Annotated in this window: 17 protein-coding genes and 1 pseudogene; 10 read left to right on the forward strand and 8 right to left on the reverse strand. The window is 70.7% G+C overall.

Annotated elements, in window-relative coordinates:
- Positions 1-8: 8 nt before the first annotated feature.
- The 3 genes from ACWD0F_RS32260 (at position 9) to ACWD0F_RS32270 (ending at position 3,445) form a co-directional block, all read left to right on the forward strand.
- Positions 9-1,037: an LLM class flavin-dependent oxidoreductase gene (locus ACWD0F_RS32260; protein WP_449882156.1), complete on the forward strand. Its 1,029-nt coding sequence runs from the start codon at positions 9-11 to the stop codon at positions 1,035-1,037.
- Positions 1,031-1,969, forward strand: a complete 939-nt coding sequence (locus ACWD0F_RS32265) for an ABC transporter permease (protein ID WP_449882158.1) — start codon at positions 1,031-1,033, stop codon at positions 1,967-1,969. Before ACWD0F_RS32260 ends, ACWD0F_RS32265 begins: the two co-directional genes overlap by 7 nt.
- Before the next feature lie 165 nt (positions 1,970-2,134).
- A complete protein-coding gene (locus tag ACWD0F_RS32270) occupies positions 2,135-3,445 on the forward strand; it encodes a hypothetical protein (protein ID WP_449882160.1) in 1,311 nt (436 codons plus the stop codon).
- Between the two features lie 155 nt (positions 3,446-3,600).
- Here ACWD0F_RS32270 and ACWD0F_RS32275 read toward each other — a convergent pair whose 3' ends face one another.
- Positions 3,601-4,062: a DoxX family protein gene (locus ACWD0F_RS32275; RefSeq protein WP_449882163.1), complete on the reverse strand. Its 462-nt coding sequence runs from the start codon at positions 4,060-4,062 to the stop codon at positions 3,601-3,603.
- Between the two features lie 46 nt (positions 4,063-4,108).
- Between ACWD0F_RS32275 and ACWD0F_RS32280 the strand changes: the two genes are divergently transcribed.
- The 4 genes from ACWD0F_RS32280 to ACWD0F_RS32295 all read left to right on the forward strand — a co-directional run bounded on the left by ACWD0F_RS32280 (position 4,109) and on the right by ACWD0F_RS32295 (position 15,059).
- Entirely contained in the window at positions 4,109-4,771 is a 663-nt protein-coding gene (locus ACWD0F_RS32280) for a TetR/AcrR family transcriptional regulator (RefSeq protein ID WP_449882166.1), read from the forward strand.
- A gap of 171 nt (positions 4,772-4,942) precedes the next feature.
- Positions 4,943-10,447, forward strand: a complete 5,505-nt coding sequence (locus tag ACWD0F_RS32285) for an ATP-binding protein (protein ID WP_449882169.1) — start codon at positions 4,943-4,945, stop codon at positions 10,445-10,447.
- Positions 10,448-10,606: 159 nt separating this feature from the next.
- Complete coding sequence (locus ACWD0F_RS32290) at positions 10,607-11,920, forward strand: hypothetical protein (protein WP_449882172.1); 1,314 nt, start codon at positions 10,607-10,609, stop codon at positions 11,918-11,920.
- Positions 11,921-12,146: 226 nt separating this feature from the next.
- A complete protein-coding gene (locus tag ACWD0F_RS32295) occupies positions 12,147-15,059 on the forward strand; it encodes a DUF11 domain-containing protein (protein WP_449882175.1) in 2,913 nt (970 codons plus the stop codon).
- A 28-nt stretch (positions 15,060-15,087) separates the two neighbouring features.
- On the opposite strand, the gene ACWD0F_RS32300 is transcribed toward ACWD0F_RS32295, so the two are convergent.
- Together ACWD0F_RS32300 and ACWD0F_RS32305 are read right to left on the reverse strand one after the other, a co-directional pair.
- The gene (locus ACWD0F_RS32300) at positions 15,088-16,032 is read right to left on the reverse strand and encodes a hypothetical protein (protein ID WP_449882177.1); all 945 of its coding nucleotides are present in this window, start codon (positions 16,030-16,032) and stop codon (positions 15,088-15,090) included.
- Positions 16,022-16,372 (reverse strand): PadR family transcriptional regulator, encoded by a 351-nt coding sequence (locus ACWD0F_RS32305; protein ID WP_449882180.1) that lies wholly within the window; start codon positions 16,370-16,372, stop codon positions 16,022-16,024. Before ACWD0F_RS32305 ends, ACWD0F_RS32300 begins: the two co-directional genes overlap by 11 nt.
- 35 nt (positions 16,373-16,407) lie before the next feature.
- Between ACWD0F_RS32305 and ACWD0F_RS32310 the strand changes: the two genes are divergently transcribed.
- Together ACWD0F_RS32310 and ACWD0F_RS32315 are read left to right on the forward strand one after the other, a co-directional pair.
- Positions 16,408-17,604, forward strand: a complete 1,197-nt coding sequence (locus ACWD0F_RS32310; protein ID WP_449882183.1) for an aminotransferase class I/II-fold pyridoxal phosphate-dependent enzyme — start codon at positions 16,408-16,410, stop codon at positions 17,602-17,604.
- Positions 17,601-18,413 (forward strand): phosphatidate cytidylyltransferase, encoded by an 813-nt coding sequence (locus ACWD0F_RS32315; RefSeq protein WP_449882186.1) that lies wholly within the window; start codon positions 17,601-17,603, stop codon positions 18,411-18,413. The genes ACWD0F_RS32310 and ACWD0F_RS32315 overlap by 4 nt, the downstream gene beginning before the upstream one ends.
- A gap of 130 nt (positions 18,414-18,543) precedes the next feature.
- Here ACWD0F_RS32315 and ACWD0F_RS32320 read toward each other — a convergent pair whose 3' ends face one another.
- Positions 18,544-19,542, reverse strand: a complete 999-nt coding sequence (locus ACWD0F_RS32320) for a terpene synthase family protein (protein WP_449882188.1) — start codon at positions 19,540-19,542, stop codon at positions 18,544-18,546.
- A 325-nt stretch (positions 19,543-19,867) separates the two neighbouring features.
- On the opposite strand from ACWD0F_RS32320, the gene ACWD0F_RS32325 reads away from it, so the two are divergent.
- Entirely contained in the window at positions 19,868-20,518 is a 651-nt protein-coding gene (locus ACWD0F_RS32325; RefSeq protein WP_449882190.1) for a TetR/AcrR family transcriptional regulator, read from the forward strand.
- Between the two features lie 262 nt (positions 20,519-20,780).
- On the opposite strand, the pseudogene ACWD0F_RS32330 reads toward ACWD0F_RS32325, so the two are convergent.
- The 4 genes and pseudogenes from ACWD0F_RS32330 to ACWD0F_RS32345 all read right to left on the reverse strand — a co-directional run.
- Positions 20,781-20,972, reverse strand: a pseudogene (locus ACWD0F_RS32330) (IS110 family transposase); the annotation flags it as partial.
- Positions 20,973-21,383: 411 nt separating this feature from the next.
- A complete protein-coding gene (locus ACWD0F_RS32335; RefSeq protein WP_449882193.1) occupies positions 21,384-22,289 on the reverse strand; it encodes an NADP-dependent oxidoreductase in 906 nt (301 codons plus the stop codon).
- A gap of 115 nt (positions 22,290-22,404) precedes the next feature.
- Positions 22,405-23,241, reverse strand: a complete 837-nt coding sequence (locus tag ACWD0F_RS32340) for a transposase (protein ID WP_449882194.1) — start codon at positions 23,239-23,241, stop codon at positions 22,405-22,407.
- Positions 23,242-23,511: 270 nt separating this feature from the next.
- Entirely contained in the window at positions 23,512-24,186 is a 675-nt protein-coding gene (locus ACWD0F_RS32345) for a hypothetical protein (RefSeq protein ID WP_449882197.1), read from the reverse strand.
- Positions 24,187-24,198 lie beyond the last annotated feature (12 nt).

A 24,198-nucleotide genomic window follows, 5' to 3' on the forward strand; every position in this document is an offset into this window, starting at 1 on the left:
AGACACCGATGAAATTCCTGTTGCTGCCCCACCTGCCGAACGCCGGCAAACCGGACTCCGTCCAGGTCCATGAGCTCGTCGAGAACGCCGTCCTGGCCGAGGAATGGGGCTTCGACGGCTACGCCATCGGCGAGCGGCACGACCGCCCGGCCGTCTCCTCCTCCCCGCCGGTGCTGCTGTCCCACATCGCGGCGCGTACGTCAAAGATCAAGCTGTTCACCGCCGTCACCACGCTCGGCCACCTCGACCCGCTGCGGGCCTTCGAGGACTACTCGACGCTGGACATCCTGTCCGGCGGCCGGCTGGAGCTCATCATCGGCAAGGGCGCCTACCCGCGCTCCTCGCAGTTGTTCGGCGTCACCCCCGACAAGCAGTGGGACCTGCTGCGGGAGAACTACGCGCTGTTCCGGCGGTTGTGGAACGACGACAACGTGACCTGGCAGGGCACGCTGGGCCGCTCACTGGAGGAGGCCGAGGCCCTGCCCCGGCCCCAGCGCACCGACCTGCGCGTCTGGCACGGCAGCGCCACCAGCCTGGCCTCGGCCGACTTCGCCGCCCAGCACGGCGACCCGCTGTTCTCCTCCAACGGCACCGGGCCGCCCGGCCCGTTCGCGGCGCTGATCGACCACTACCGCGAGCAGTTCGCCGCCTACGGCCACGACCCCGCCAAGGCGCTGGTGGGCGCCGGCACCGCGGGCTACTTCGGGGCGCGCGACTCCCGCGCGGCCGTGGAGAAGTACCGGCCGGTGTTCGAGGCCCGGCTGCAGGTCAACAAGAGGTACGACCGGGGCTCCATCAGGTACGACACCGTCGAGGACTGGATCGCCGGCAGCTCGGTGCTGGTCGGCAGCCCGCAGCAGATCATCGAGAAGGTCGCCGAGCAGCACCGGCTCTTCGGCCACGAGGTCATGCACATCCACGTGGACGGCGAGGTGCTCGCCCGCGAGGACTACCTGGCGACGCTGGAGTTGTTCTTCACCGAGATCGCGCCGGTGCTGCGCAAGGAGCTGCCCAGCCGGTCCCTGGACGAATGGTGAGCGGCTACCTGCTGAGACGGATCGGGCAGGCGGTCTTCGTGTTGTGGGCCGCGTACACGGTGTCCTTCGTCGTGCTCTTCGCGCTGCCGGCCGACCCGGTGAGCGTGATGATCGGGCCCGGCGCCCGGCTCAGCCCCGCCGAGCTGGCCGCGATCAGGGCCGACCTGGGGCTGGACCGGTCGCTCGCCGCCCAGTACGCGGTCAGGCTCGGCGGCGTCCTGCGCGGTGACCTGGGGGAGTCGATCCAGTTCCGGCAGCCGGTCACCCGGCTGATCGGGCAGGCGCTGCCGAGGACGGCCGAGATCGCGGGGGCGGGGCTGGCGCTCGGCCTGCTGCTCGGCCTGGCCCTCGCGCTGGCCACGGGGCTGGCCCGCGGCCGGTGGCGGGTGCTGTCCGTGCTGCCGCCGCTGGGCGTCGCGGTGCCGTCGTTCTGGGTCGGCCTGCTGCTGTTGCAGCAGTTCTCGTTCCACTGGCGGTGGTTTCCCGCCGTGGGCGGCGAAGGGCCGGCCGGGGTCGTGCTGCCCGCCGTCACCCTGGCCGTCCCGGCGGCGGCCGTGATCGCGCACGTGCTGGGGCAGCGCCTGCGCGAGACCCTGAGCGAGGGCTACATCGACACCGCCAGGGCCAAGGGCGCCTCGGCGCTGCGGGTCGTGGCGGGACACGCCCTGCGCAACGCCGCGCCGCCCGCGCTGGCCATGGCCGGGCTGCTCGTCGGCGGCCTGCTGACCGGCTCGGTCGTGGTGGAGACGGTCTTCTCCCGCCAGGGGCTCGGCCGGCTCTCCGCGCAGGCGGTCACCAGCCAGGACCTGCCGCTGGTCCAGGGGCTGGTGCTGTTCGGGGCGGCCGTCTTCGCCGTCGTCAACCTGCTGGTCGACCTCGTGCATCCGCTGCTCGACCCGAGAGTCTCCGCCCGCGGCACCGTCCACGCGTAACCAGGCCCCTTCGGTCAGGGACGGTTCAGGACGATGGAGTTGAAGGGGGGTCAGATCCCGCCCGTTCAGCCGGACTGCGCGTTCCAAGAGGACGGCAAGCCGGTCACAAGATCACGTAGTTACCTTCGGCCGTTGGAAGTCCAGCATCCGAGGGGGACGAACAACGTGCCGTTAACGTCGAAGATCGCGAGCATCATCCTGGCGGCGGTGACCGTGACCGCCGTGACCGCACCGGCCGTCGCGGCGGAGGGTCCGGCGCCGGGCCAGGCGGCTCCGGCCGCCCGGCCGGGCCCGCCGGAGTACCTGACGCCCGAGCTCCAAGCCACCGTCAAGCGGCAGGTTCCCCTGGTCAAGGCCGCCGACGAGATCAGAAAGGCGGTGGAGAGCGGCGACCCGCCCGCCGGGTACGCGGGCATCGAGCTGACCGGCGACCGGGTGGTCGTCTGGTGGAAGGACAAGGTCCCCGGGCCGGTCAAGGCGGCGATCCGCCGGGCCGGGAAGGGCGCCACCGTGGAGGTGCGCGCCGCCGCTTACTCGCAACGCGAGCTGTCGCAGGCGGCGGACCGGCTCTGGGCCGCCTCGGGCGCCGAGCACGGCGGCCGCGTGCACGCCGTCAAGATGCCCCTCGACGGCAGCGGGCTCACCGCGTCCGTCAAGGAGCAGGACGCCGGCCTCGCCCGGCAGACGCTGCCGGAGGTGGGCGTTCCGGTCGAGGTGATCGCGCGGGAGCCGATGAAGCTGACGACCAGCCGCTGCGACGACGACGCCCCGTGGTACGGCGGGGTGGCGATCCGCAACAACAGCCTCGGCGCAGGCGGCGGCTGCGGCGGGAACGGCAGCCTCGGCTACCACTGCACCGGGGCCTTCGCCGTGCACATCAACCTCGTCCGCTACCTGCTGACCGCCGGCCACTGCGGGGCGCCCGGCGACACGTTCTCCGACGGCGCGGGCCAGACCATCGGCACCGCCGAGGCCGAGCACGTGGGACACGACCTGCTCCTCATCAGGGTGACCGGCGTCGTCTCGGTGACCAACGCCACCGGCTGGATCTGGGACGGCAAGCCAGGGGTGAACGACTTCGTCAAGCCGGTGGCCGGATGGGGCTGGACCCACAAGGGGCAGTCGTTGTGCGTCTCCGGCGCGACCAGCGGCGCGACGTGCGGGCACGTGGTGGACGGCAAGTACACCGACATCTGCGGCATCGACGTCTACGGGAACAGCGAGTGCTACGACGACATGATCTCCGCCAAGCGGCCGAACGGCAGCACGACGGGCGGTGACAGCGGCGCGCCGGTCTTCGAGCTGACCGGCGACTCCAGCATGGTGCGGGCGATGGGCTCGCACACCGGCACCGTCACGACGGACGGGATCTTCTCCGGCAAGACCCAGTGGACGATCTTCCAGGACTTCGGCACGGCCACCAGGGACTTCCCGGGACTGGTGCCGTACCTCGGCTTCGAAGGGGACCCCGCCTAGCCCGCACGAGGCGCGGCGGCGCGGACGGCAGCAGGTCCGCGCCGCGCACGCGGCGGGCATGAGCGTCAGTTCTGTGCGAAGGCGAGCGGCACACCGCAGGCGTCTTCGGAGCTGACGTAGAAGCCGTCGGGGGTGGTACAGGTGGCGATGCCGGTTCAGGCGGCTGCCGCGATGGCGGCGGCGACGAAGAGCACTTGCAGAGCCGTCCGGGCGGGCAGCGGGGTCACCGGCTTTCCGGCCAGGGTGAGGCCGCGGCGGGCTCCCGAGACGTTGGCCGGGAACATGGCGATCATGAGCAGCGCCAGTCCGATCGCGGCGTACGGCGCCACCGGAGGGACCAGCAGTCCGGCGGCGCCCGCCAGTTCGAGGACGCCGGTGAGGGTGACCAGCAGGGCCGGTCGCGGGAACGCCGGCGGGATCATCGCGACGAAGTCACGGCGCCATGAGGGCAGGAAATGCGGTACGCCGGTGAAGACGAACATCAGGGCGAGAGCGCCGCGCAGCGCGGGTTGCCACGCGTCCAGGGTGTCGATGCCGGCCAGGCCGATGAGTCGCAGAACGGCGAAGCCGCCGATGAGGGCGATGAACGGAACCATCCCGTCCTCCAATCTTGTCATCGGCAAGATTGGAGGGTATTCGCCGTCTTGTCAATGTCAAGATAGAGTGAGGCCGCCACACGACAAGCACCGGAACGCGGAGGCGAGGCAGATCAACCAGCCGACCTACCACCACGGGAATCTGCGGCGGGCCATCCTCGACGCCGCCCTTGAGGCCATCAGCGAGTTCGGCGCCACCGGCTGGAGCCTGCGCGAGCTCGCCCGCCGCGCGGGCGTCTCGCACGCCGCCCCGGCCCACCACTTCGGCGACAAGCAGGGCCTGCTGACAGCCGTGGCCGCCGAGGGTTTCGCGATGTTCGCCGACACCCTGGAGCGAGCCTCAGGACAGGTGTGGGAGATCGGCGTGGCCTACGTCCGCTTCGCCATCGACCACCGGCCCTACTTCGAGGTGATGTTCCGGCCCGAGCTGTACCGCGCGGGCGATCCCAGCATCCAGTCCGCGCACGAACGCGCCGCCGACGTGCTCATCACCAGCTCCGGCCGGTTGTCGCCCAGCCCGGAGCAGGACCGGATCACCACGATCGCCGCCTGGTCGCTGGTGCACGGCTTCTCCGCTCTGTGGCTGAGCGGCGCCCTGCCGGAAAGCGCGCACGGCGATCCGGAGAGCCTCGCCCGCTCGATGGTCCGGCTCGTCTTCGGCGCTCTGCCCGCACCTGCCCCGGGCCCGCACGACGGGCTCAGCGCTGAGCCGCGGCCCCGCACTGGGTAAGCTGGACCTGGCCGACCGAACGACCGACGGGGCAGGTTTGTGTGATCCCCACAACTCCGGCCGTGCAGCACGCTTAGTCCCCGCCATTCCGGTATCCGGGGACAGCCGAGAGTATGTACTCCGGTTGGGGCGGGACGGCCGCCGTGTTCCCGGTTTCGAAAGGTCCGCTCAGTGTTCAGTCGTGTCGCCATCGTCAACCGCGGTGAAGCCGCCATGCGGCTCATCCACGCCGTTCGGGACCTAGCCGCGGAGACGGGGACCCGGATCGAGACCGTGGCCCTTTACACCGACTCCGAGCGCACGGCCACGTTCGTCCGGGAGGCGGACCTCGCCTACGACCTGGGGCTCGCCGCCGACCGGCCCTATCTGGATCACGCGGTCCTGCGCAAAGCCCTGGTCGAGACGGGTGCGGACGCGGCCTGGGTCGGTTGGGGCTTCGTGGCCGAGGACCCGGCGTTCGCCGACCTGTGCGCCGAGATCGGCGTGACGTTCGTCGGCCCGAGCGCCGAGGCGATGCGCAAACTGGGCGACAAGATCGGCTCGAAGCTGATCGCCGAAGAGGTCGGCGTGCCCGTCGCACCGTGGAGCCGCGGCCCGGTGGAGACGCTGGCGGAGGCGAAGGCGGCGGCCGGCCGGATCGGCTACCCGTTGATGCTGAAGGCGACCGCGGGCGGCGGTGGCCGTGGCATCCGGATGGTCTCCGACGCCGACGAGCTGAGCCAGGCCTATGAGCTGACGCGCCAGGAGGCCGCGCGCGCGTTCGGCAGCGGCGTGGTGTTCCTGGAGCGGCTGGTGACGGGCGCCCGGCACGTCGAGGTGCAGGTCATCGCGGACGGGCAGGGCACCGCGTGGGCGCTGGGCGTACGCGACTGCTCCGTGCAGCGGCGCAACCAGAAGATCATCGAGGAGTCCGCCTCCCCGGTACTCAACGCCGAGCAGGTCGCCGAGCTGAAGGCGTCGGCCGAGCGGCTCGTGCTCGCGGTGGACTACCAGGGCGCGGGCACCGTGGAGTTCCTCTACCACCCCGGCGAGCGGCTGTTCGCCTTCCTGGAGGTCAACACCCGCCTGCAGGTCGAGCATCCGATCACCGAGATCACCACCGGCGTCGACCTGGTGAAGGCCCAGTTGCACGTCGCGGCGGGCGGCAAGCTCGACGGCGACGCGCCGGGGGAGTGGGGTCACGCCGTCGAGGCGCGCCTCAACGCCGAGGACCCCGACCGCGACTTCGCGCCCGCACCCGGCCGGATCACCCGGCTGGCGCTGCCCAGCGGCCCCGGCATCCGGGTGGACACCGGGTTCAGCGAGGGCGACACGATCCCCGCCGACTTCGACTCGATGATCGCCAAGATCATCGCGCACGGCCGGGACCGCACGGAGGCTCTGGCCCGGCTGCGCCGCGCGATGACGCAGACGACCGTCATCATCGACGGCGGCGTGACGAACAAGGGCTTCGTCCGCATGCTGCTCGACGAGCCCGCGGTGATCGACGGGTCCGCCGACACCCGCTGGATCGACCGCGTACGCGCGCAGGGCGCCCTCGTGTCCCATCGGCACTCCGCGATCGCGTTGATCACCGCCGCCATCGAGGCCTACGAGGACGAGGAGGCCGTCACCCGGCAGCGCTTCCTGTCCACCGCGCACGGCGGCCGTCCGCAGTCGCAACACGAGAGCGGCCGCCCGCTGGAGGTCAAGCTCCGCGACGTCGGTTACCGCGTCCGGGTCGCCCGCACCGGCGGCCACCGGTTCCGCGTCGCCATCTCGTCGGGCGGCCCCGAGCACGCCGCCGACGTCGACATCGAGCGCTTCGACGAGCACAGCGGCCAGATCACGGTCAACGGCGTGCGCTTCAAGGTCGTCACGAGCACGCACGGCCCGATCCACCTGGTCGAGGTCGACGGCATCACGCACCGGATCAGCCGCGACGAGGGCGGCATCGTGCGCTCGCCCGTGCCCGCGCTCGTGGTGGCCACACCGCTGCGGGCCGGCGACGAGGTCGAGGCCGGCGCGCCGCTGCTCGTGGTCGAGAGCATGAAGATGGAGACCGTGCTGCGCGCGCCGTTCCGCGGCCGCGTGCGGGAGCTCGCGGTGTCGGTCGGCAGCCAGGTGGAGGCGGGCGCCCGCCTGCTCCGCCTGGAGCCGGTGGGCGATGGCGACGAGGCGGCCGGTCCCGCCGGCGCGGTGGCCGAAGCCGAGCTGGACCTGCCGTCCGAGCCCGTGGACGTGCCCGCGGCCGAGCGGGCCGCGCGTGGTCTGCAGGACCTGCGCGGCCTCCTGCTGGGCTTCGACATCGACGCGCAGGACGACAAGCGCCTGCTCGCCCGCTACCTGGCCGCCCGCGCCGAGCTCGTCGCGGAGGGCGAGCACGAGCTGGCCGGTGAGGTCGAGCTGCTGCGCCTGTTCGCCGACCTGAGCGAGCTCAGCCGTAACCGGCCCGCGGGCGAGGAGTCGGGGTCCGACACCGCGGTACGCACCCCCCGCGAGTACTTCCACACCTACCTGCAGTACCTCGACCCGGACCGGTCCGGGTTGTCGGAGAGCTTCCAGCAGCGGCTCACGCACGTGTTGTCCCGCTACGGCGTCGAGGGCCTGGACCGCACGCCGGAGCTGGAGGACGCCGTCTTCCGGATCTTCCTGGCCCAGCAGCGCGCGTCCGCCGACGTCGCCGTGGTGACGACCCTGCTGCGTCAGTGGGCGGACGAGGCCCCGCCCGCCGAGACCGAGCGCGTCACCGTCGGCCTGGCGCTGGAGCACCTGGTGGCCGCCACCCAGGTCCGGTTCCCGGCCGTCGCGGACCTGGCGCGCGGTGTCGTGTTCGCCTGGTTCGCCCAGCCGGTGCTGCGCCGCGCCCGCGCCAAGGTCTACACGGCCGTACGCGCGCACCTGCGCCACCTCGACGAGCACCCGGACGCGCCCGACCGCGCCGAGCGGATCTCCGCGATGGTCGCCAGCGCCGAGCCGCTCGTCCGGCTGGTCGGCCGGCGGATCGGCCGCGAAGGCGCGGACCCCGTGCCGCTGCTGGAGGTGCTGAGCCGCCGCTACTACGGCAACCGCGCGCTGAGCGACATCCGGGCGAGCCGGGTGGCGGGCTGCACGTTCGTCGTCGCCGACCACCGCACCGCGACCGCCCACGGCCGCGTCGTGACCACCGCCGTCGACTTCGCGGAGCTGGCCCAGGCGGTCAAGGCGCTCGACGAGTTCGCCCGGGACGGCGAGCTGGTGGCGGACGTCTACCTGGCCTGGTCGGACGCGCCGGGCGACCCCGACGAGATGGCGGCGCGCCTGCGCGAGGTCCTGGTCGCGCAGCAGCCGTCGAGCCGGGTGGCCCGCATCACCACGACCGTCGCGGGCAACAGCGGCGCCGTGATACACCACCACTTCACCTTCCGCCCGTCCGCGTCCGGCGGCCCCGCGGCCGGTTTCGCGGAGGAGCGGCTGCTGCGCGGCCTGCACCCGCGCATCGCCGAGCGCATGCAGCTGGAACGGTTGCGCGACTTCGACCTCACCCGGCTGCCCTCGCCCGACGAGGAGGTCTACCTGTTCCGGGCCACGGCACGGCAGAACCCGTCCGACGAGCGTCTCGTCGCCCTGCGTCAGGTCCGCGACCTGACGCCGCTGCGCGACGACGACGGCAGGCTCGTCGCGCTGCCCGCGGCCGAGGACATCCTGACCACGTGCCTCGACGCGATCCGCCGGGCCAGGAAGCCCGGCGCGAAGACGTCCGCGACGAACCGGATCGTCATCTACGTGTGGCCGCCCACCGACATCTCGCCGGACGAGCTGAACACCGTGGCCAAGCGCGTGTTGCCGGCGACCGCCGGGGCGGGGCTGGAGGAGGTGCTGTTCCTCGGCAGGCGCCGCGACAGCGCCACCGGCGAGCTCGTCGACATCGCCGTCCGGATCGGCTACGACGTGGGCTCCGGCATGCGGCTGTCCGTCATCGCGCCGCCGACCGAGGCGATCGAGCCGCTGGACGACTACCGCCAGGAGGTGCTGCGCGCGCACAGCCGCGGCACGCACTACCCGTACGAGCTGACCGGCATGCTCGCCGGGGAGTTCGGCTCGTTCACCGAATACGACCTGGACGAGCACGCGAAGCTGGTTCCGGTGAACCGGCCCAAGGGCCGCAACACCGCCGCGCTCGTCGCGGGTGTCGTCAGCACGCCCACGGCGCGTCATCCGGAGGGCATGACCCGCGTCGTGTTGCTGGGCGACCCGACGAAGGCGCTCGGCGCGCTGTCCGAGCCCGAGTGCGCGCGGGTGATCGCCGCGCTCGACCTGGCCGAGGAGATGCGGGTGCCGCTGGAGTGGTTCGCGCTCTCCGCGGGCGCCCGGATCTCCATGTCCTCCGGCACCGAGAACATGGACTGGGTGGCGGCCGCGCTCAAGCGCATCGTGACCTTCACCCAGGACGGCGGCGAGATCAACATCGTGGTCGCGGGCATCAACGTCGGCGCCCAGCCCTACTGGAACGCCGAGGCCACGATGCTCATGCACACCAAGGGCATCCTGGTGATGACGCCGGACTCGGCGATGGTGCTGACGGGCAAGCAGTCGCTCGACTTCTCCGGCGGCGTGTCGGCCGAGGACAACCACGGCATCGGCGGATATGACCGCATCATGGGCCCCAACGGCCAGGCGCAATACTGGGCGCCGGACATCCGGGGCGCACGGGACGTGCTGATGTCGCACTACGACCACAGTTACGTCGCGCCGGGGGAGAGCGGGCCGCGCAAGACGGTCACCAGCGACCCGGTGGACCGCGACGTGTCGGCGTTCCCGCACGCCGTGCCGGACAGCGACTTCACGACCGTGGGCCAGATCTTCTCCAGCGCCTCCAACCCGGACCGCAAGAAGCCGTTCGACATCCGCACGGTCATGCGCGCGCTGTCCGATCAGGACCACCCGGTGCTGGAGCGGTGGGCGGGCATGGCCGACGCGGACACCGCCGCGGTCCAGGACGTGCACCTCGGCGGCCGGCCGGTGTGCCTGCTGGGCATCGAGTCCCGGCCGGTGCCGCGGCGCGGCTTCCCGCCCACCGACGGCCCGGACACCTACACCGCCGGCACCCTGTTCCCGCGATCGTCGAAGAAGGCGGCCCGGGCCATCAACGCCGCCAGCGGGAACCGTCCGCTGGTCGTGCTGGCCAACCTGTCGGGGTTCGACGGGTCACCCGAGTCGATGCGCAGGCTGCAGTTGGAGTACGGCGCGGAGATCGGCCGCGCGGTGGTGAACTTCAAGGGCCCCATCGTGTTCTGCGTGATCTCGCGCTACCACGGCGGCGCGTTCGTGGTGTTCTCCAAGGCGCTCAACCCGAACATGACCGTGCTCGCGGTGGAGGGCTCGTTCGCCTCGGTGCTCGGCGGCGCTCCGGCCGCCGCGGTGGTCTTCGCGCGCGACGTCGACAAGCGGACGGGCAACGACCCTCGCGTGCAGGCGCTGGCCGCCCGGGTCGCGGCGGCGCCGGCGGCCACGCGGGCCGCGCTGACCGCCGAGCTGGGCGAGCTGCGGGCGTCCGTACGCGCGGAGAAGCTCACCGAGGTGGCCACCGAGTTCGATCGCGTGCACAGCATCCAGCGGGCGGTCGACGTCGGCTCGGTGGACGCGATCATCCGGTGCGCGGAGTTGCGGCCCCGGATCATCGAAGCCGTCGAGCAGGGCCTCTCCCGGCAGAGCTGACCCGGCCTGAAACCGAAGCCCGGGCACGGTCTGATTTTCTCAGGCCAGAGCCCGGGCCGGTCAGGAGCGCGCCCGTCCGGAGCCGAGCGCATCGAGATGTATCAGGACGCGTCCGGCTCTCTCTGATGGCATCGATGTCTCTTGTCACAAGGAGGTGCCGTGCCCAAGATCGGGTTTGAGTGGCAGTTTCACCGCAGCAACGTGAGGTTCCTGGCGGAGGCCGGGAACACGTGGCAGATCCAGGAGTACGTGCCGTCCAAGGGTCGCCTCTGCTATTGGCCCGACCCTGGGGTGGCGATCGAGTCCGACACCAGCGAGGTCGAGATCATCACCGACGCGGTGACCACGTGGGCGGCCCTGCACCGCCAGCTCGTCTTCATCGGCGATCTGCTGACCCTGCTGACGACTCGTTCGGCCGAGGACGCCAAGCTCCCCAAGGTGTTCCTGCAGGCCGCTGGCGAGCAGCAGGAGGCGACCGGCCCCAGGCGGTCGTCCAGGGTCAAGCCCGCCGGCACGCCGCAGGCCCTGCGGGTGGCCGAGGGGCGCCTGGTGGCGAACGACGACATCCAGGCCACCGACGACGTGGTGCTCGTGCCGGACACCAACGTCGGCAGAATCATCGCCTTCCGGCTGGCAGCCGACATCAAGGTGTGCACCTTCGAAGGCGACCGGCCGGTGATGGTGGTCGCCTACCCCGCGCGTAAGTCCACACTCGCGCTGGGTGCCAGCGGCGACACGGTGCATGGAACGATCCAGGCCACCATGGACGTGCCGCTGGACGAGATCCCCGCGAGACTGCGGCGGTTCGGGTTCGACTCGAGCGCGCGGGTGCAGACCTGGCTGACGGGGCGGCATCAGTCGCCGAAGCTGATCGGGTTCATCACGCTGATCCACTACATCCTGTGGGTCTTCGAGAACCAGCCCCTCAAGGCCGACGACGGGCCGAAGGCGGCCTTCGCGATGTTGCCGCGGACGAACCTGCGGTCGGTCTACATGAACGCGCTGTCGGAGCTGGAGCGGACCGCCTTCGACGCCATGGTCAACGCCCTGCCCCAAGCGGAGCAGGATGGCCTGGTATGCCCCTATCCGTACAGCGTGGGAGGTCACGACACCTGCACCAACAAGCTCACGCTCTTCTGGTGGCTGCGATCGATACAGGCCGGCGACCCGGGGGACGGGAAGGATGAGTCGCTGGCTGAGCACATGAGCGGCCAGGGACCGCGTGGCATCGGCCACGACGCGATGTCCCCGCCTCTCGGCTACCCCGCGCACGAGGCGCACCCTGCCCGGCCGGCCGAATGGTTCACCTACTCCATGGGGCAGAAGTCGACGCCGAACGGAGCCTCGCACGTGGTCGTGGAATACCGGCAGACCGATCTCTTCGGCCTGCGCGGAGGTCTGGGCACCTACGAGCAGTTCGTCACGGCCGCCGTGGCCGCGGCCCGCGACGCGGGCCTGACCCTGCCGAGCTGACGGTCCAGGGACGTCTCGGGCCTGCGCCGTGCGTGCACAGGGCCCGGGCGCGGTACGGGCCGGACTCGCCGTCCGGCCCCGTACCTCCCGCGCTCGTGCCCCAGTCCCCGGCGGCGGTGATCTCCTCGTAGTAGATCTGCGCCGCCTGAGTAGGCCCTACTCAGGCGAGATCTGCCGGGCCGCCGTGACAATGAGCCTCCACATCGAGGCGTCAGGGGAGCGGATCATGAACGTGCCGAGGGGAGCAGGGCGGCTGCTGGCCGCCTTACTCGTGGTGCTGGCCTGGGGGACGGTGGCCGCCGGACCGGCCCAGGCCGCCACCGCGGAGGTCACGGTGCACCTGTATCGGGTGGTGGAGCTGTCGTGTGACGAGGAGTTCGGGGAGGAGTGCGGGAACGACTACTACCCGAAGTTCGAGATCGACCACCAGGGCCTGTACGACGGCAGAGACGACTACTGCTGCGCCCACGGATCAGACATCCGGACCAACTGGGTGCACCGCGTCACGGTGGACACCAGCCACAACCCGGTCGCCATCCACATGCAGCTCTGGGACCAGGACGACCTGAGCCTGGACGACGTCGTCCACTGGGTCAAGGGCAAGGACTACCTGGACCTCAGCTTCGACCTGAACAGTTGTGTCTTCACCAGCCCCGAGCTCACCGCGCGGCAGGGCGCCGGGCTGCCGGCCCTGATGGGGGAGAGCGAGACCACCGGCGCGGACTCCGCCCGCGGGTTCTTCAGCGTCACCACCCCGTCCTGCCTCGACCGGACGATCGGCATCGACAGCGACGGGGACAGCATCACCAACGCCTGGGAGACTCCCGGCCGGGGCATGGACGTCAACGACGACGGCACGATCGACCTGGCTCTGGCGGAGGCGCCCTACCATGCCGTGCCGTACCGCAAGGATCTGTTCGTGGAGGTCGACTCCATGCGGGGGACCGGACCCCAGGCGGGCGTGCTCGACGACGTGAAGAGGGCCTTCACCAACGCGCCCGTCGATCCCTATCCGGACCCCGCCGACGCGTCGAAGTCGAAATACCGGGGGATCGAGCTGCACGCGGCGCAGGACGACGAGACGCCGCAGATACCGGTCGTGAAGTTCAGGACGCGGGGCGGCACCTTCCTGGACGACTTCTACGACCTGAAGAGCGACTACTCGATGGGCAGGCCACCCGGCCAGTGCCCCGGATTCTTCGGCACCGCCGCCGACCGGTCCAGTCCGAACTGCGTGCACATCCTGGAGGCCAAACGCCTGGTCTACCGCTACATGATCTTCGGTCTCGTGCACGCGACCGACATCCACTCCTCCGGCGAAGCGGAATGGGATGAGACCACCGGAAACGGTGGCAACGACTTCATCGTCACCATCCCCGCGTTGAGCGCCGGCGCCCTGACCAACGTGGGCGGCCGGCGGAACGCCGAAACCTCGACCTTCATGCACGAACTCGGGCACACGCTCGGGCTGGGCCACGGCGGCGGCGACTTCGTCAACTGCAAGCCCAACTACCTCAGCGTGATGAACTACACCCTCCAGTTCGTCAACTTCGACCGTAACCGGCCCCTGGACTACTCCAGCGCGGTCAGAGGCACGGCCTTCGCCACCCCGCTGAACGAGAACAGCCTCGACGAGAGCCGCGGCCTGTACACCACCCCCACCCCCAACCGCGACACCGTGTACGGAGTCGGCGGCAGGCACCAGGTGGACCCGGCCGTGAACGGCTCCATCGACTGGAACGGCGTCAACGGCGGGAACGAGACCGGCATCCCCGCCGACATCAACCGCATCGACTCCATCGAGCCGGCGGACAAGTACGGCTGCAAGGGCCCTAGGGCCGGCGAGACGCTGCACGGGTACGACGACTGGGCCAACCTCCAGTACAGCCCACGGCTCGACACCACGTTCTTCGCCGACGGCGCGCACGCGAACCTGCCGGCGGAGCTGACCGACGAGACGATCCTGGCCATGTCCCAGAAGGCCGACCTGAAGGTCACCAAGACGGCAGACCGGGCGGAGGCCACGGGCGGCGACACCATCGCCTACACGGTGAACGTGACCAATGCCGGCCCCGGCCAGGCCAAGGACATCGAGGTCACCGACACCCGGCCGGACGGCTCCGTCCAGCGGCGCACGCTGCCCGAGCTGGACGTGAACGAGGTGGACACGCAGCAGTGGACCCACCAGGTGCCCTGCGACACCGCCGACGGAACGGTGCTGGCCAACAGCGTCGCCATCTCGGGGACCGACGCCGACGGCGTGCCCGACCCGTACACGAGTGACAACACCGCCCGCGTCACCACCACGGTCCGCGCCCCCGCGCTCACGGTGAACACGACCGCGACGGCCACCGTCAACGCGGGTGAGGCGATCACGTACACGCTCACATACGCCAATACCGGCGGAGGCGGCGCGTCCGGCGTCGCCGTCACCGGCACACTTCCGGCGGGCGTCTACTACAGCGCCGCCCTCGACCAGGGAGCGGGGCCCAGACCGGATGCGGTGACGCTGAACGCCGACGGGACCAGGACGCTGGTCTGGAACGCCGGCGACGTGCCCGCCCGCTCCGGTGAGCGCACGATCGTCTTCACCGCGCGGCCGACGTTGCTGGCCACGGCCGGCACGGCGTACGAGGGCGTCTTCTCCGTCGCCTACCGCAACGCCGGCGCGGCGTGCACGTTCGATCCGGTCACCGGCTCGGCGCGCACGTCGGTCACCGAGGTCGCGCCCAGCAGGCAGCCGCTGCTCCCGGCGGTGTGGGCGCTCCGGCACGACCTGCGCCCGGCCGAGGCGCTGGCCCGCGTCCAGGCCACCGACACGCGCTTCGACGATGACGCCGACGGCGCGCTCGCGCCACGCGAGTCCACGGACGTGCTGACCCTGCGCGTGACCCAGCCGCGCGTGTTGCGCGGCGAGGTCCTGGCCACCACGCTCAACCTGGCCACCCGCCGGATCAACGCCGCCACCCGCGTCGACACGCTGCTCACCCGCGCGCTCGGCGTGGCGACGGTGGGGGACGCCGTCCGCCACGCCCAGGCCACGCTGGCCGAGCCGCCGACCCTGGCGAACCTCGTCCGCTACACCAACGCCACGCTGCTGCTCACTCAGATCAACTCCGGCCTGGCGGAACGTTACTGACGAGACGCGACGTCTCAGCGGCGGGCGATCAGGTCGAGGGGAGGTAGGTGGCCCGCCGCCGGGCGCGGCGTAGTTTGAGGCCCGCGTCGAGCAGGGCGCCGGCGAGGATCAGCACGATCACGCCTTTCACGATCTGGTCGGTCGGCTCGGCCGCGTAGATGCGGCCTCCGGTCAGGGACCAGATGAGCAGGGCGCAGATGACGAGGCCCAGGGTGAGGTCGATCCGCCGGGTCAGCGCCTGCCAGCGCCCCCGCACGATCAGGACCGCGTAGAGCACGAGGTGCAGGATCATGATTGCCAGCAGCCAGGGTGCCCGGTAGCGCAGGAAGTCCTCGTCGAGGGCGAACACATGGTAGGCGTTGGCGGCCGCGCGGCCGTCGTAGAAGTAGTCGAGCAGCCTTCCGGCGTTGACGAGCACGAGCAGGCCGCAGACGGCGGCGGCGATGCCGGCGAGGTAGCCGAAGCGGTTGACCGCGTCGCGGTCCGTGCGCCGGGGTTTCCACACCGGCTCCGGGCGGTGCCTGCGGAACCAGGCGCCCGCGGCGAAGCAGAGCACGAGCAGGCCCGGCCACCACAGGGCCGGCAGGCCGGCGCCGAGCCACCAGCGTTGCAGCACGCCGAGCAGGTCGGCAGGTGAGCCGACCGGGTGCGAACGCACGGCCTCCACCAGCCCGAGCAGCCAGATGACGGCCAGGCCGAGCACGGTCAGGCGGAGGAACCTGGGGGAGTCGGCCGGATCGATGAGGGTCGGGAAGGAGTGGTAGCGGGCCGCGACCTCGGCCGGGCGGCCGAAGGCGAGCACCAGCTCACGCGCCATGTCCTCGTCGGCGGGCCGGCCGGTCTCCGCGACCTTGGCCGCGAGCTCCTCCGACAGGAGGGTGCGCAGCTCGGCCGCGACATCGCGGCGCTGCCCGCGCGGCAGGAGGCGGGCCACGTCGTCCACGTAGCTCTGGATGAGATCGTCAGGGCGCATGGCGCTCTCCGTCCTTCAGGAGACGATCCATGGTGTCGTTGAGGCCGCGCCAGGCGACCGTCAGCCGCTGGTACAGCTCGCGGCCCTCGGTGCTGAGCACGTAGTAGCGGCGCGGGGCGCCGCCGTCGGTGCGCCATTCACTGGTCAGCACGCCCTGGGACTCCAGCCGCCGGAGCAGGGGGTAGAGGGTCCCCTCCTCGATGGTCATGCCGCTTTCGGCCAGCGATTGGCGCAGCTCGTAGCCGTAGCGCGCAGTGTGCAACTGGGAGAGGGCGGCGAGGACGACGACGCCACGCCGCAGCTCGAGTTCGAGCTTGTCGTACGCGTCGCCCTTCACCATGCGGCACACAGTACTATGCGGCGCACAGCTCGGCAATGCCTCGGCTCGCCTTCTACCACCCGGCCGCTCCGGCGGGTCCGGGAAACCGGCGCGTGGCGGCGCACGTCGAAGAGATCGTGACCATGCTGGAAATACGCCCGGGGACGGCGGACGACCGCGAGTGGATCTATCGGCTGCGGCACGAGGTCTACGCGCGCGAGCTCGGCCAGCACGCCCCCAACCAGGCCGGACGCCTGACCGACGAACTCGACGGCGACAACGTCTACCTCGTCGCCGCGAGTGGCGCCGAGCCCGTCGGGTTCGTCAGTGTGACGCCGCCCTGGGCGGGCCGCTACTCGATCGACAAGTACCTTCCCCGGGACGGCCACCCGTCGCCGCCCGGCCAGGACGCCCTGTTCGAGATCCGCATCCTGACCGTTGCGCCGCGCTGGCGGGGGAGCACGGCGGCGGTGCTGCTCATGCACGCGGCGCTGCGCTGGGTGGCCGCGCACGGCGGCAGGACCGTCGTGGCGCTGGGGCGGGCCGACGGATGGCGGCTCGACCTCAACCGGCTGCGCGACACCCTGCGCGAGCGCTATGACCTGGTGGTCATCGTCAACCCCAACAACCCGACGGGCGTGTACACCGACGCGGACGAGCTGCGCCGGGTGATCGAGGACGCGCCGGGCGGCACGCGGTTCTGGCTCGACGAGGCGTACGCCGAGTACGTGGCGGGCGCGCGGTCGCTGGAACCGTACGCCGCCGCGTCCGGAAATGTCGTGGTGTGCAAATCGATGTCCAAGATGTACGCCCTGTCGGGGCTACGCGTGGCCTACCTCGCCGGTCCAGCGGAGATCGTGGCCGGGATCCGGCGCTGGGCACCGCCGTGGGGGGTGAGCCTGCCCGCCCAGATCGCCGCCGTGCACGCGCTGCGCGACCCCGGCCACTACGCCGCACGCTGGGCCGAGACGCGTACCCTGCGCGCCGGCGTGGCGAGAGGACTGGCCGCGATCGGCGGCGACCTGCGTGTTGACGAGTCGGTGGCCAACTTCGTGCTGCTCACGCTGCCCCGGGGCGGTCCCGGCGCAGGCCGGCTGGTGGCGGCGTGCCGGCGGCGCGGGGTGTTCCTGCGCGACCTGTCGCCCATGTCGCCCGCCTTCGAAGGCAGGACCGTCCGCGTCTCGGTCCGCGACGCGGCGGCCAACGAACGCGTGGCCGCCACGGTCGCCACCGCGCTCCGGGACCGCGCGTGATCACGCCCGCCACGGCGCTGCCGTACGTGGCCGGGGCGCTCGCCGTCGGCGGGGTGGCCGTCGTCCTGTCGCGCAGGCGTGCGTACATCCTGCGCTGGTGCGCCTGGGCGGTGGCCGTGCCCGTGGTGGTCGCCGCCCTGTACGCCGGTCGCGGCGGGGCCGCCGCCCTGGCGGTGGCGGCGGGAGTCGTGTGCGCCCTGGAGTACGGCGGGTTGCTGAAGTCGCCCGTGCCCGACCGTGTGGCGCTCGTGGCGGTGGTGACCGCGTCGCCCCTGGTGGCCTGGCTGGCGCCGGCGTACCTGGGGCAGGCGCTGATCGCCGGGGTGCTGGCGGTGGTCCTCGTCCCGCTGCTGGCCGGGGACACGGAGGGCGGGCTCGGGCGCGCGTCGCTGGGCGTGTTCGGGGTGTTGTGGTTCCTGCCGCTGACCGGGGTGGTGCTGCTCGGGGACGCCGTGCTGGCGGTGTTCATCGCGGTGTCGGTCGCGGACATCGCGGCCTCGTTCGGCGGGCGACTGCTGGGCGGGCCGGCGTTGTCGCCGTTGTCGCCGGCCAAGCGGTGGAGCGGGGCGCTGGCAGGGGCCGCCGCCGGGCTGGGGGCGCTCACGGCGCTGGGCGCGCTCACGCTCCCGCTGGTGGTGGCCGTCACGGTGGGCGCGCCGCTGGGCGATCTGCTGGAGTCGATGGTCAAGCGAGGGGCGGGCGCCAAGGATTCGGCGTCGTGGCTGGCGGGGGCGGGCGGGCTACTGGACCGGCTGGACTCCCTGCTGCTCACCCTCGCCCTCGCTCTCCTGCTCACCTCCCAGCTCTGAGGCCGGCGCGTACGGGAGGCCACCCGGCGAGTACCGGAGGCACGCCCACGGGGAGGCCGGGTAACCCTCCCGGTGGCGGACCGCCCGCACGGGCGGTCCGCATCCGAGAACGTCCGGCTGGGCGCCGCCCCTACGATGCGCCGCTCCGCACCGGCCGGTAGCGGCCCGCTTCGCCGATCCACTCCAGGTTGGCGTGGGGAAGGGTGAGATAGGCGCAGACGACCTTGCCGGCCGCCCTGGCCGTGCCGTGGGACAGGCCGAGCCGGCGGTAGCAGGCCGGCAGCGCGCGTGCGCTCTCAGCCAGCTCGCTCATCCGGACGGCGATCCGGTCGATCACCCAGGAGACGGCCTCGGCCTCGGGCAGGCCGAGATGTTGCCGGGCGGCCAGCACGTAGTTGGTGAGATCGGCCGCGCGCCGGTCCTTGTCCAGCGTGAGCACATCGTTGCACCAGACGGCCACGTCGTTGGCGGCGTCGGCGACGTCGGCCCAGGCCGGCTCGGTCACCAGGGCCTCGGGCAGTTCGGTGCCGAGGACCGCCTCGCCGGCGTCGAAGATGAACGTGGCGAAGGTCGCGCGGCGGTGGGCCGGATAGTCGGCCATCGCCAGGAGCCGCCCGCTGCGCCGGGTGTGGATCTCCCATCGGGTGGCCTGGTGGTTCGCCGACAGGTGGGCGCCGAACCGCTCACGCCAGGCGGGGCTCATGTCGGAGGCCGTCACCTGCCACAACCGGGCGAAGGCGCCTTCCAGCGGTGTGGCGTCCGCGGGCTCACGGCCGTGCTCGACCACCTGGAGCAGCCGGGTGTAGGTGTGGTCGACCTCTTTGAGCGTGGCGGGGCGGGATCGTTCGTCCCAGTGGTCGTCGAGCAGCGCGACCCAGGTGAGCCAGCGGGCGAACAACACCAGCTTGTCGTCGCCGGCGTCGGCGAGAATCCGTCCGGCCAGGCGGTGACCGCCGATGGCCCGCAGGCGCCGCAGCGCGGCGGGGTCGGTGACCAGCCCGGCCTCCTGGGCCCAGCGCAGCACCTCCTGCCCGGCCTTGAGGGTGCGCGGATGCATGCGGCACCGGCCGGCCAGGGAGGGGATCCGCTGGAGCAGGAGGTACGGCCGAGGGCCGGCCTGGACGGTCATGACGCGGGCAGCCTGCCGGACAACAGGGTGCCGGGGTCGGCGGAGGCGTGGCAGCCGACGCCGATGCAGGACCTGTCTATCGCGAGGACTCGCCGATCAGTGGCCATGTGCCGCCCTTCTCCTGGGACCCGTGAGAGTGCGGGGCCCACGGGTGAGAGCCGGAGAACTCCCTGAAGTCACCGTACGCACACCGGAAACCACTCTCCGTACCCATAGGGTGACAGGCTTGTTGCTAGCGGCGGATGATCACGGCCTCATCGCAACTTCGGGTCGCTATAAGGTGAGCCAGGCAGACAGCGGACCCGTACGGCAACCTGGAGTAGCGATGATGACACCGGTGGGGCGCGGTCCCAAGGTTCGCTCCGCCGTTCTGGCGGCCACGCTCGACGAGCTGGCCGAGACCGGCTACGCCGGCCTCACCGTCGAGAACGTCGCGCGCCGGGCCGGGGTGCACAAGACGACCGTCTACCGGCGCTGGCCGGACCGCGAAGCGCTGGTCACCGAGGCGCTCACCGAGCACGTCGCCGCCGACGTGCCCATCCCGGACACCGCGTCGATCGAGACGGACCTGCGGGAGCTGGCCCGCCTGGTGGCCAGGCTGCTCACCACCGCCACCGACCAGGCCATCACCGCGGCCCTGATCTCCGACGCCGCCCGGCTGCCCGAGGTCGGCCAGGTGAGACGGCGCTTCTTCGTCGACCGCTTCCGCCGTGGCGAACCCGTCATCACCCGCGCCGTCGAACGCGGCCAGCTCCCCGAGGGAACGGACCCCGTCGCCCTGCTCAAATCCCTGATCGCCCCCCTCTACCTGCGCCTGCTGGTCACCGCCGAGCCGATCGACGACACCACGGCCGACCAGGCGGCGGCCATCACCCTGGCCGCCGCCCGCGCCGGACTCTTCGCGGCCCCGCGGCCCGTGCCGGAAGGCCACTCCGATGGCGTTCACCCGGCCCGGTTGGCGGGCGGCGCGCAGTAGACGGGGTGCCGGTAAGAAACGTGTCAGTACTGAGCCCCAAACGGCGTTGATCTTGCTGTGACTTGCCTGGTCAATGCTGGGCGGTCATGAAACACCCCCCGATGCACATCGACGAGTTGGTCGAGCACTGGACGATCCTGGATGAAGAGCGCGACCTGATCGCCGGCAAGCGCGATGCCACGCGACTCGGCTTCGCGATCTTGCTGAAGTTCTCCTTGCGGTACTCGCTGGCCTGCAGTGGGTTAACCGCATACACCCGGTATCCGGCGGCCACAAGGGCCTGCACCCACGGGCCTCGGTCGGTCTCAATCCCGATCAGCACCTGATCGGCCTGCTCCTCCGCGTCCTCGCCGAGCTGCTCGGCGATCATGGCGTGCAGCCGCGCGATGCCCGCCACACCCTCCGGCAGCCGCGCCTTGGCCAGCCTCTTGCCCGTCTGGTCCGTCAACTCCACATCGTGGTGGTCCTCAGCCTAGTTGGCCCCGACGAACAGCAACATCTCTTCCGTCTTCGAGCTCCTCCGGCAGCCGGTCGGGAGAACCATCTGCGACCTAATGAACTCAGTGCTCACGCCACAGACGGCGGGGCACGACATCCCATCAGCGATCAACTCACCCGGTTACCGGCAGGGGCACGGTCTTTCATCAGGACTCAAGTCCAGGAAACCCGAGTGCTCACCTGCCAGTGGCTACCAATCCGAAGTCTGCCCCGATGACGTGGGCAGATCCGTTAACTCTCATCAGGAACACTCAAGCGTGGGCCTGTGGGTCGGTGTCTGCGCCACGCGCTGCTTGAGACTGGTCCGATTCCTCACTGGTGCTGCTGCGTGTGGACGTGCCAGGCCTCGGTTCCTGGCCGGGCGCTTTCAGAGAATGAGGGCGATCTTTCCTGTCAACTGGCCCCGGAGGTAGTGCTCGTGCGCTTCTTGCACGTCTTGCAGGCTGTATTCGGAGTCAACTCGTACCTTGACCTGGCCCGCATCTACAATCTTGGCCAGTTCGGCAAGCCCTGCGCCGTCCTCGCGCACCTGGTTGACCGTGGTGCGGACCGCTCGGTGGGACAGATCCGGCACGGGTCCGGCTTGGGTGGCGATGGAGGCGTAGCGGCCTTCATCGGCCACGGCTTTGGTGACAAAGGCGCCAAAGGTGTCGAAGACGGCGTCATAGGCGGCTACGGGGAGCGTGGCGCGCTCCGTTGTGGCCCATTCGGCCCCCAACTCCTTGGCTACCTCGACCTGGGCTGGTCTGGAAACCAGCGCGTCTACCCGGGCGCCGCGCGCTCGGGCCAGTTGTACGGCCAGGCCTCCTACCGCGCCGACCGCACCTGCCACCAAAAGGCGTTCTCCTGCGCGGATGTCCAGCCAGTCCAGCGTCTGCAAGGCGGTGAGCCCAGGCAACGGCAGTGTCGCCGCCTCCACCAGGCTGATCCTCGAGGGGGCGGCGGCAAGCGAGCCGACCGGCATGGCCACGAGATCGGCCCAGGTTCCTCGTCCGGTTCCAAGCTGGTGAGACATCCCGAAGACCCGTTCACCCACGGGCAGTCCACTGGTCGGGCTGTCGACGACGATGCCCGCCAGTTCCCAGCCCAAGGTCATCGGCAGGGGTGGCGTTCCCTCTCCGATGGCCCCCTGACGGGTCTTGTCATCAACGGGATTGATGGCGGAGGCAACAACGCGTACCAGCACCTCGCCCTCGAACAGGCGAGGTGCTGGCGCCTCAGCAATGGTTAGGACGTCAGGGTCGCCAAAGCGGTCGATCCGCACAGTGCGCATGTTCAACTCCCTTAAATTTCGATCGGCATCTAACAATAGGAGAGACTCTTCAACGCGCTCCTCAGAGGTGGGCTTTCGCGCTCCCTGAAGATCGTTAGGGAATGGATACACCCCCTCAGGCCGCGGGCCGCAGGGCGGCGAAGTGCGATGTTCGGGTCGGGGCCAGTGGCGTTCCGAGCAGCCAAGCATCGAGCCTGGTGACGTTCATCGCGGCGGCGATGAGGAGGTGCTGAAGGTGAGTCTTGGCCGTCCCCCGGTAGCAGGATCGCCGCAGGCCGGAGACCTTGACCCCCTGGGCGATGGTGCCTTCGATGCCCTGTCGGGCCTGGTAGCGGCTCTTCCACTGGTCAGTGTGCTGCTCGGCCCGTGCCCAGGCGAGAACCTCGTGTTCAGCCTGGGGGCGTAACGTGAGCCGTCGACGCCGGCTTCGGGTGCACTCGGCTTTGACGGGCAGCGTCTCGCCGGCCAACTCCAGCCGGTTGAGGTCACGGATAGCCGCCAGCACGTGGGTGGAATCGGTCCGGGCACGCCCTGCGGTCTTGAGCAGTCCGGCCTCAGCCGCCCGCTCCAGCACGGTGTCCAGGATCTGCTGTTCGCAGTTCCCGGCCACCAGCCGGGTCCGGAACTCGCTCAGCACGGAGAAGTCGAAGCCCGGATCGGCCAAGTCGAGGCCGAGAGCGTACTTCCAATCGATGCGCGCCCGTACCGCCTCAGCGGCCTGCCGGTCAGGCAAGCCCTCGCTGAACTGCATAACCAACACCATTGCCAGGCGCCCCGGCGACAGCGCGGGCTGCCCCTGCGATGAGAACAGGTCCTCGAACTGCTCGTCTTCGTAGATGACTCCGAGGGCGTCGCGGATCCGGATGGCCGGACTTCCGCCCGGGAGAGCCGCTCGCGCTACCCGAGCGGTTTCCTCAGGCACCTGACAGTAGGAGCGGGGCCGCAGAGACATGGGAAGACTCCGATCTCGCGGCCCCAGGTAGCACGGTAGGGCCATATCGGTCGCGATCAACTCATAGTGATTGACACGTTACAAGTGAGGATGTTTCAGCCGTGAGTGCGTCTTGATCCTTCTCAGCGCCAACGGTTGTCCGCCGGTTCCTCGACCCCGTTGCCCTTGCGTGCCAGCGCTTGCCCCAGCGGGGTGGGCCGTCCCTCGCGACCGAACATCCGCAGCAGGCCGTCCGCCCTCGTCTGGCCGGTGGCCAGGGAGCCGACCTGATCATTTCCCGCCGTGAGAATCCCGTGGCGCACACTCGCCGGGATGTGGAATCGGCAAGCTCATGCAAACAGCTTCTGCAAAGGCGCGGAACCTGAACGCATCAAACTTGTGCATGTGCGGGCCCTTTTGAGTCGACACTCGGGCGGCGATCCAGCCGTCTGCCTTCGGCCCGAAAACGATCTCGAGCATGATCGGCGCCGGGGCGTCGTGGAGGTCGAAACCGGCCGGGTTCAACCGGAGCGGATTCACATCCACGAGCGGGAGATCGAACTTGATGTGGCCCAGGCTCTGCCAACGATCGAGGACCCCTAATTCTGCGTGATCGGCCTTGACGTGTGCGAAACGTGTCGCAGCGAGCCGGTCGACCATGCTCATGACCCCGCCGGCAGTCCGAGGAACACCCGCTGGTTGAGTGAGAAGAGTTGTCACCAGCTCCTTCGCCTGGCTGCGCTCGGCAGGGCGCAGCCGCAGACCGACAAAGGCGTCGGTGTCGAAACCGACTTCGATCGCGACGTCCTCGCCGGCACGGTCCAGCCGATGCCGCACCGCTTCCACGCCTGACGCGTCTCCGACGTGAAACCTGTCGGCCTTTTCCCACACGCCGTTATCGGCGATCATCAGGGCCACCGCAGTGCCGAAGAACCGATGTAGTGGGTCAGTCGTCTCGCCCCGCATGAATCGAATCTC

This window comes from Nonomuraea sp. NPDC002799 (assembly GCF_053592075.1).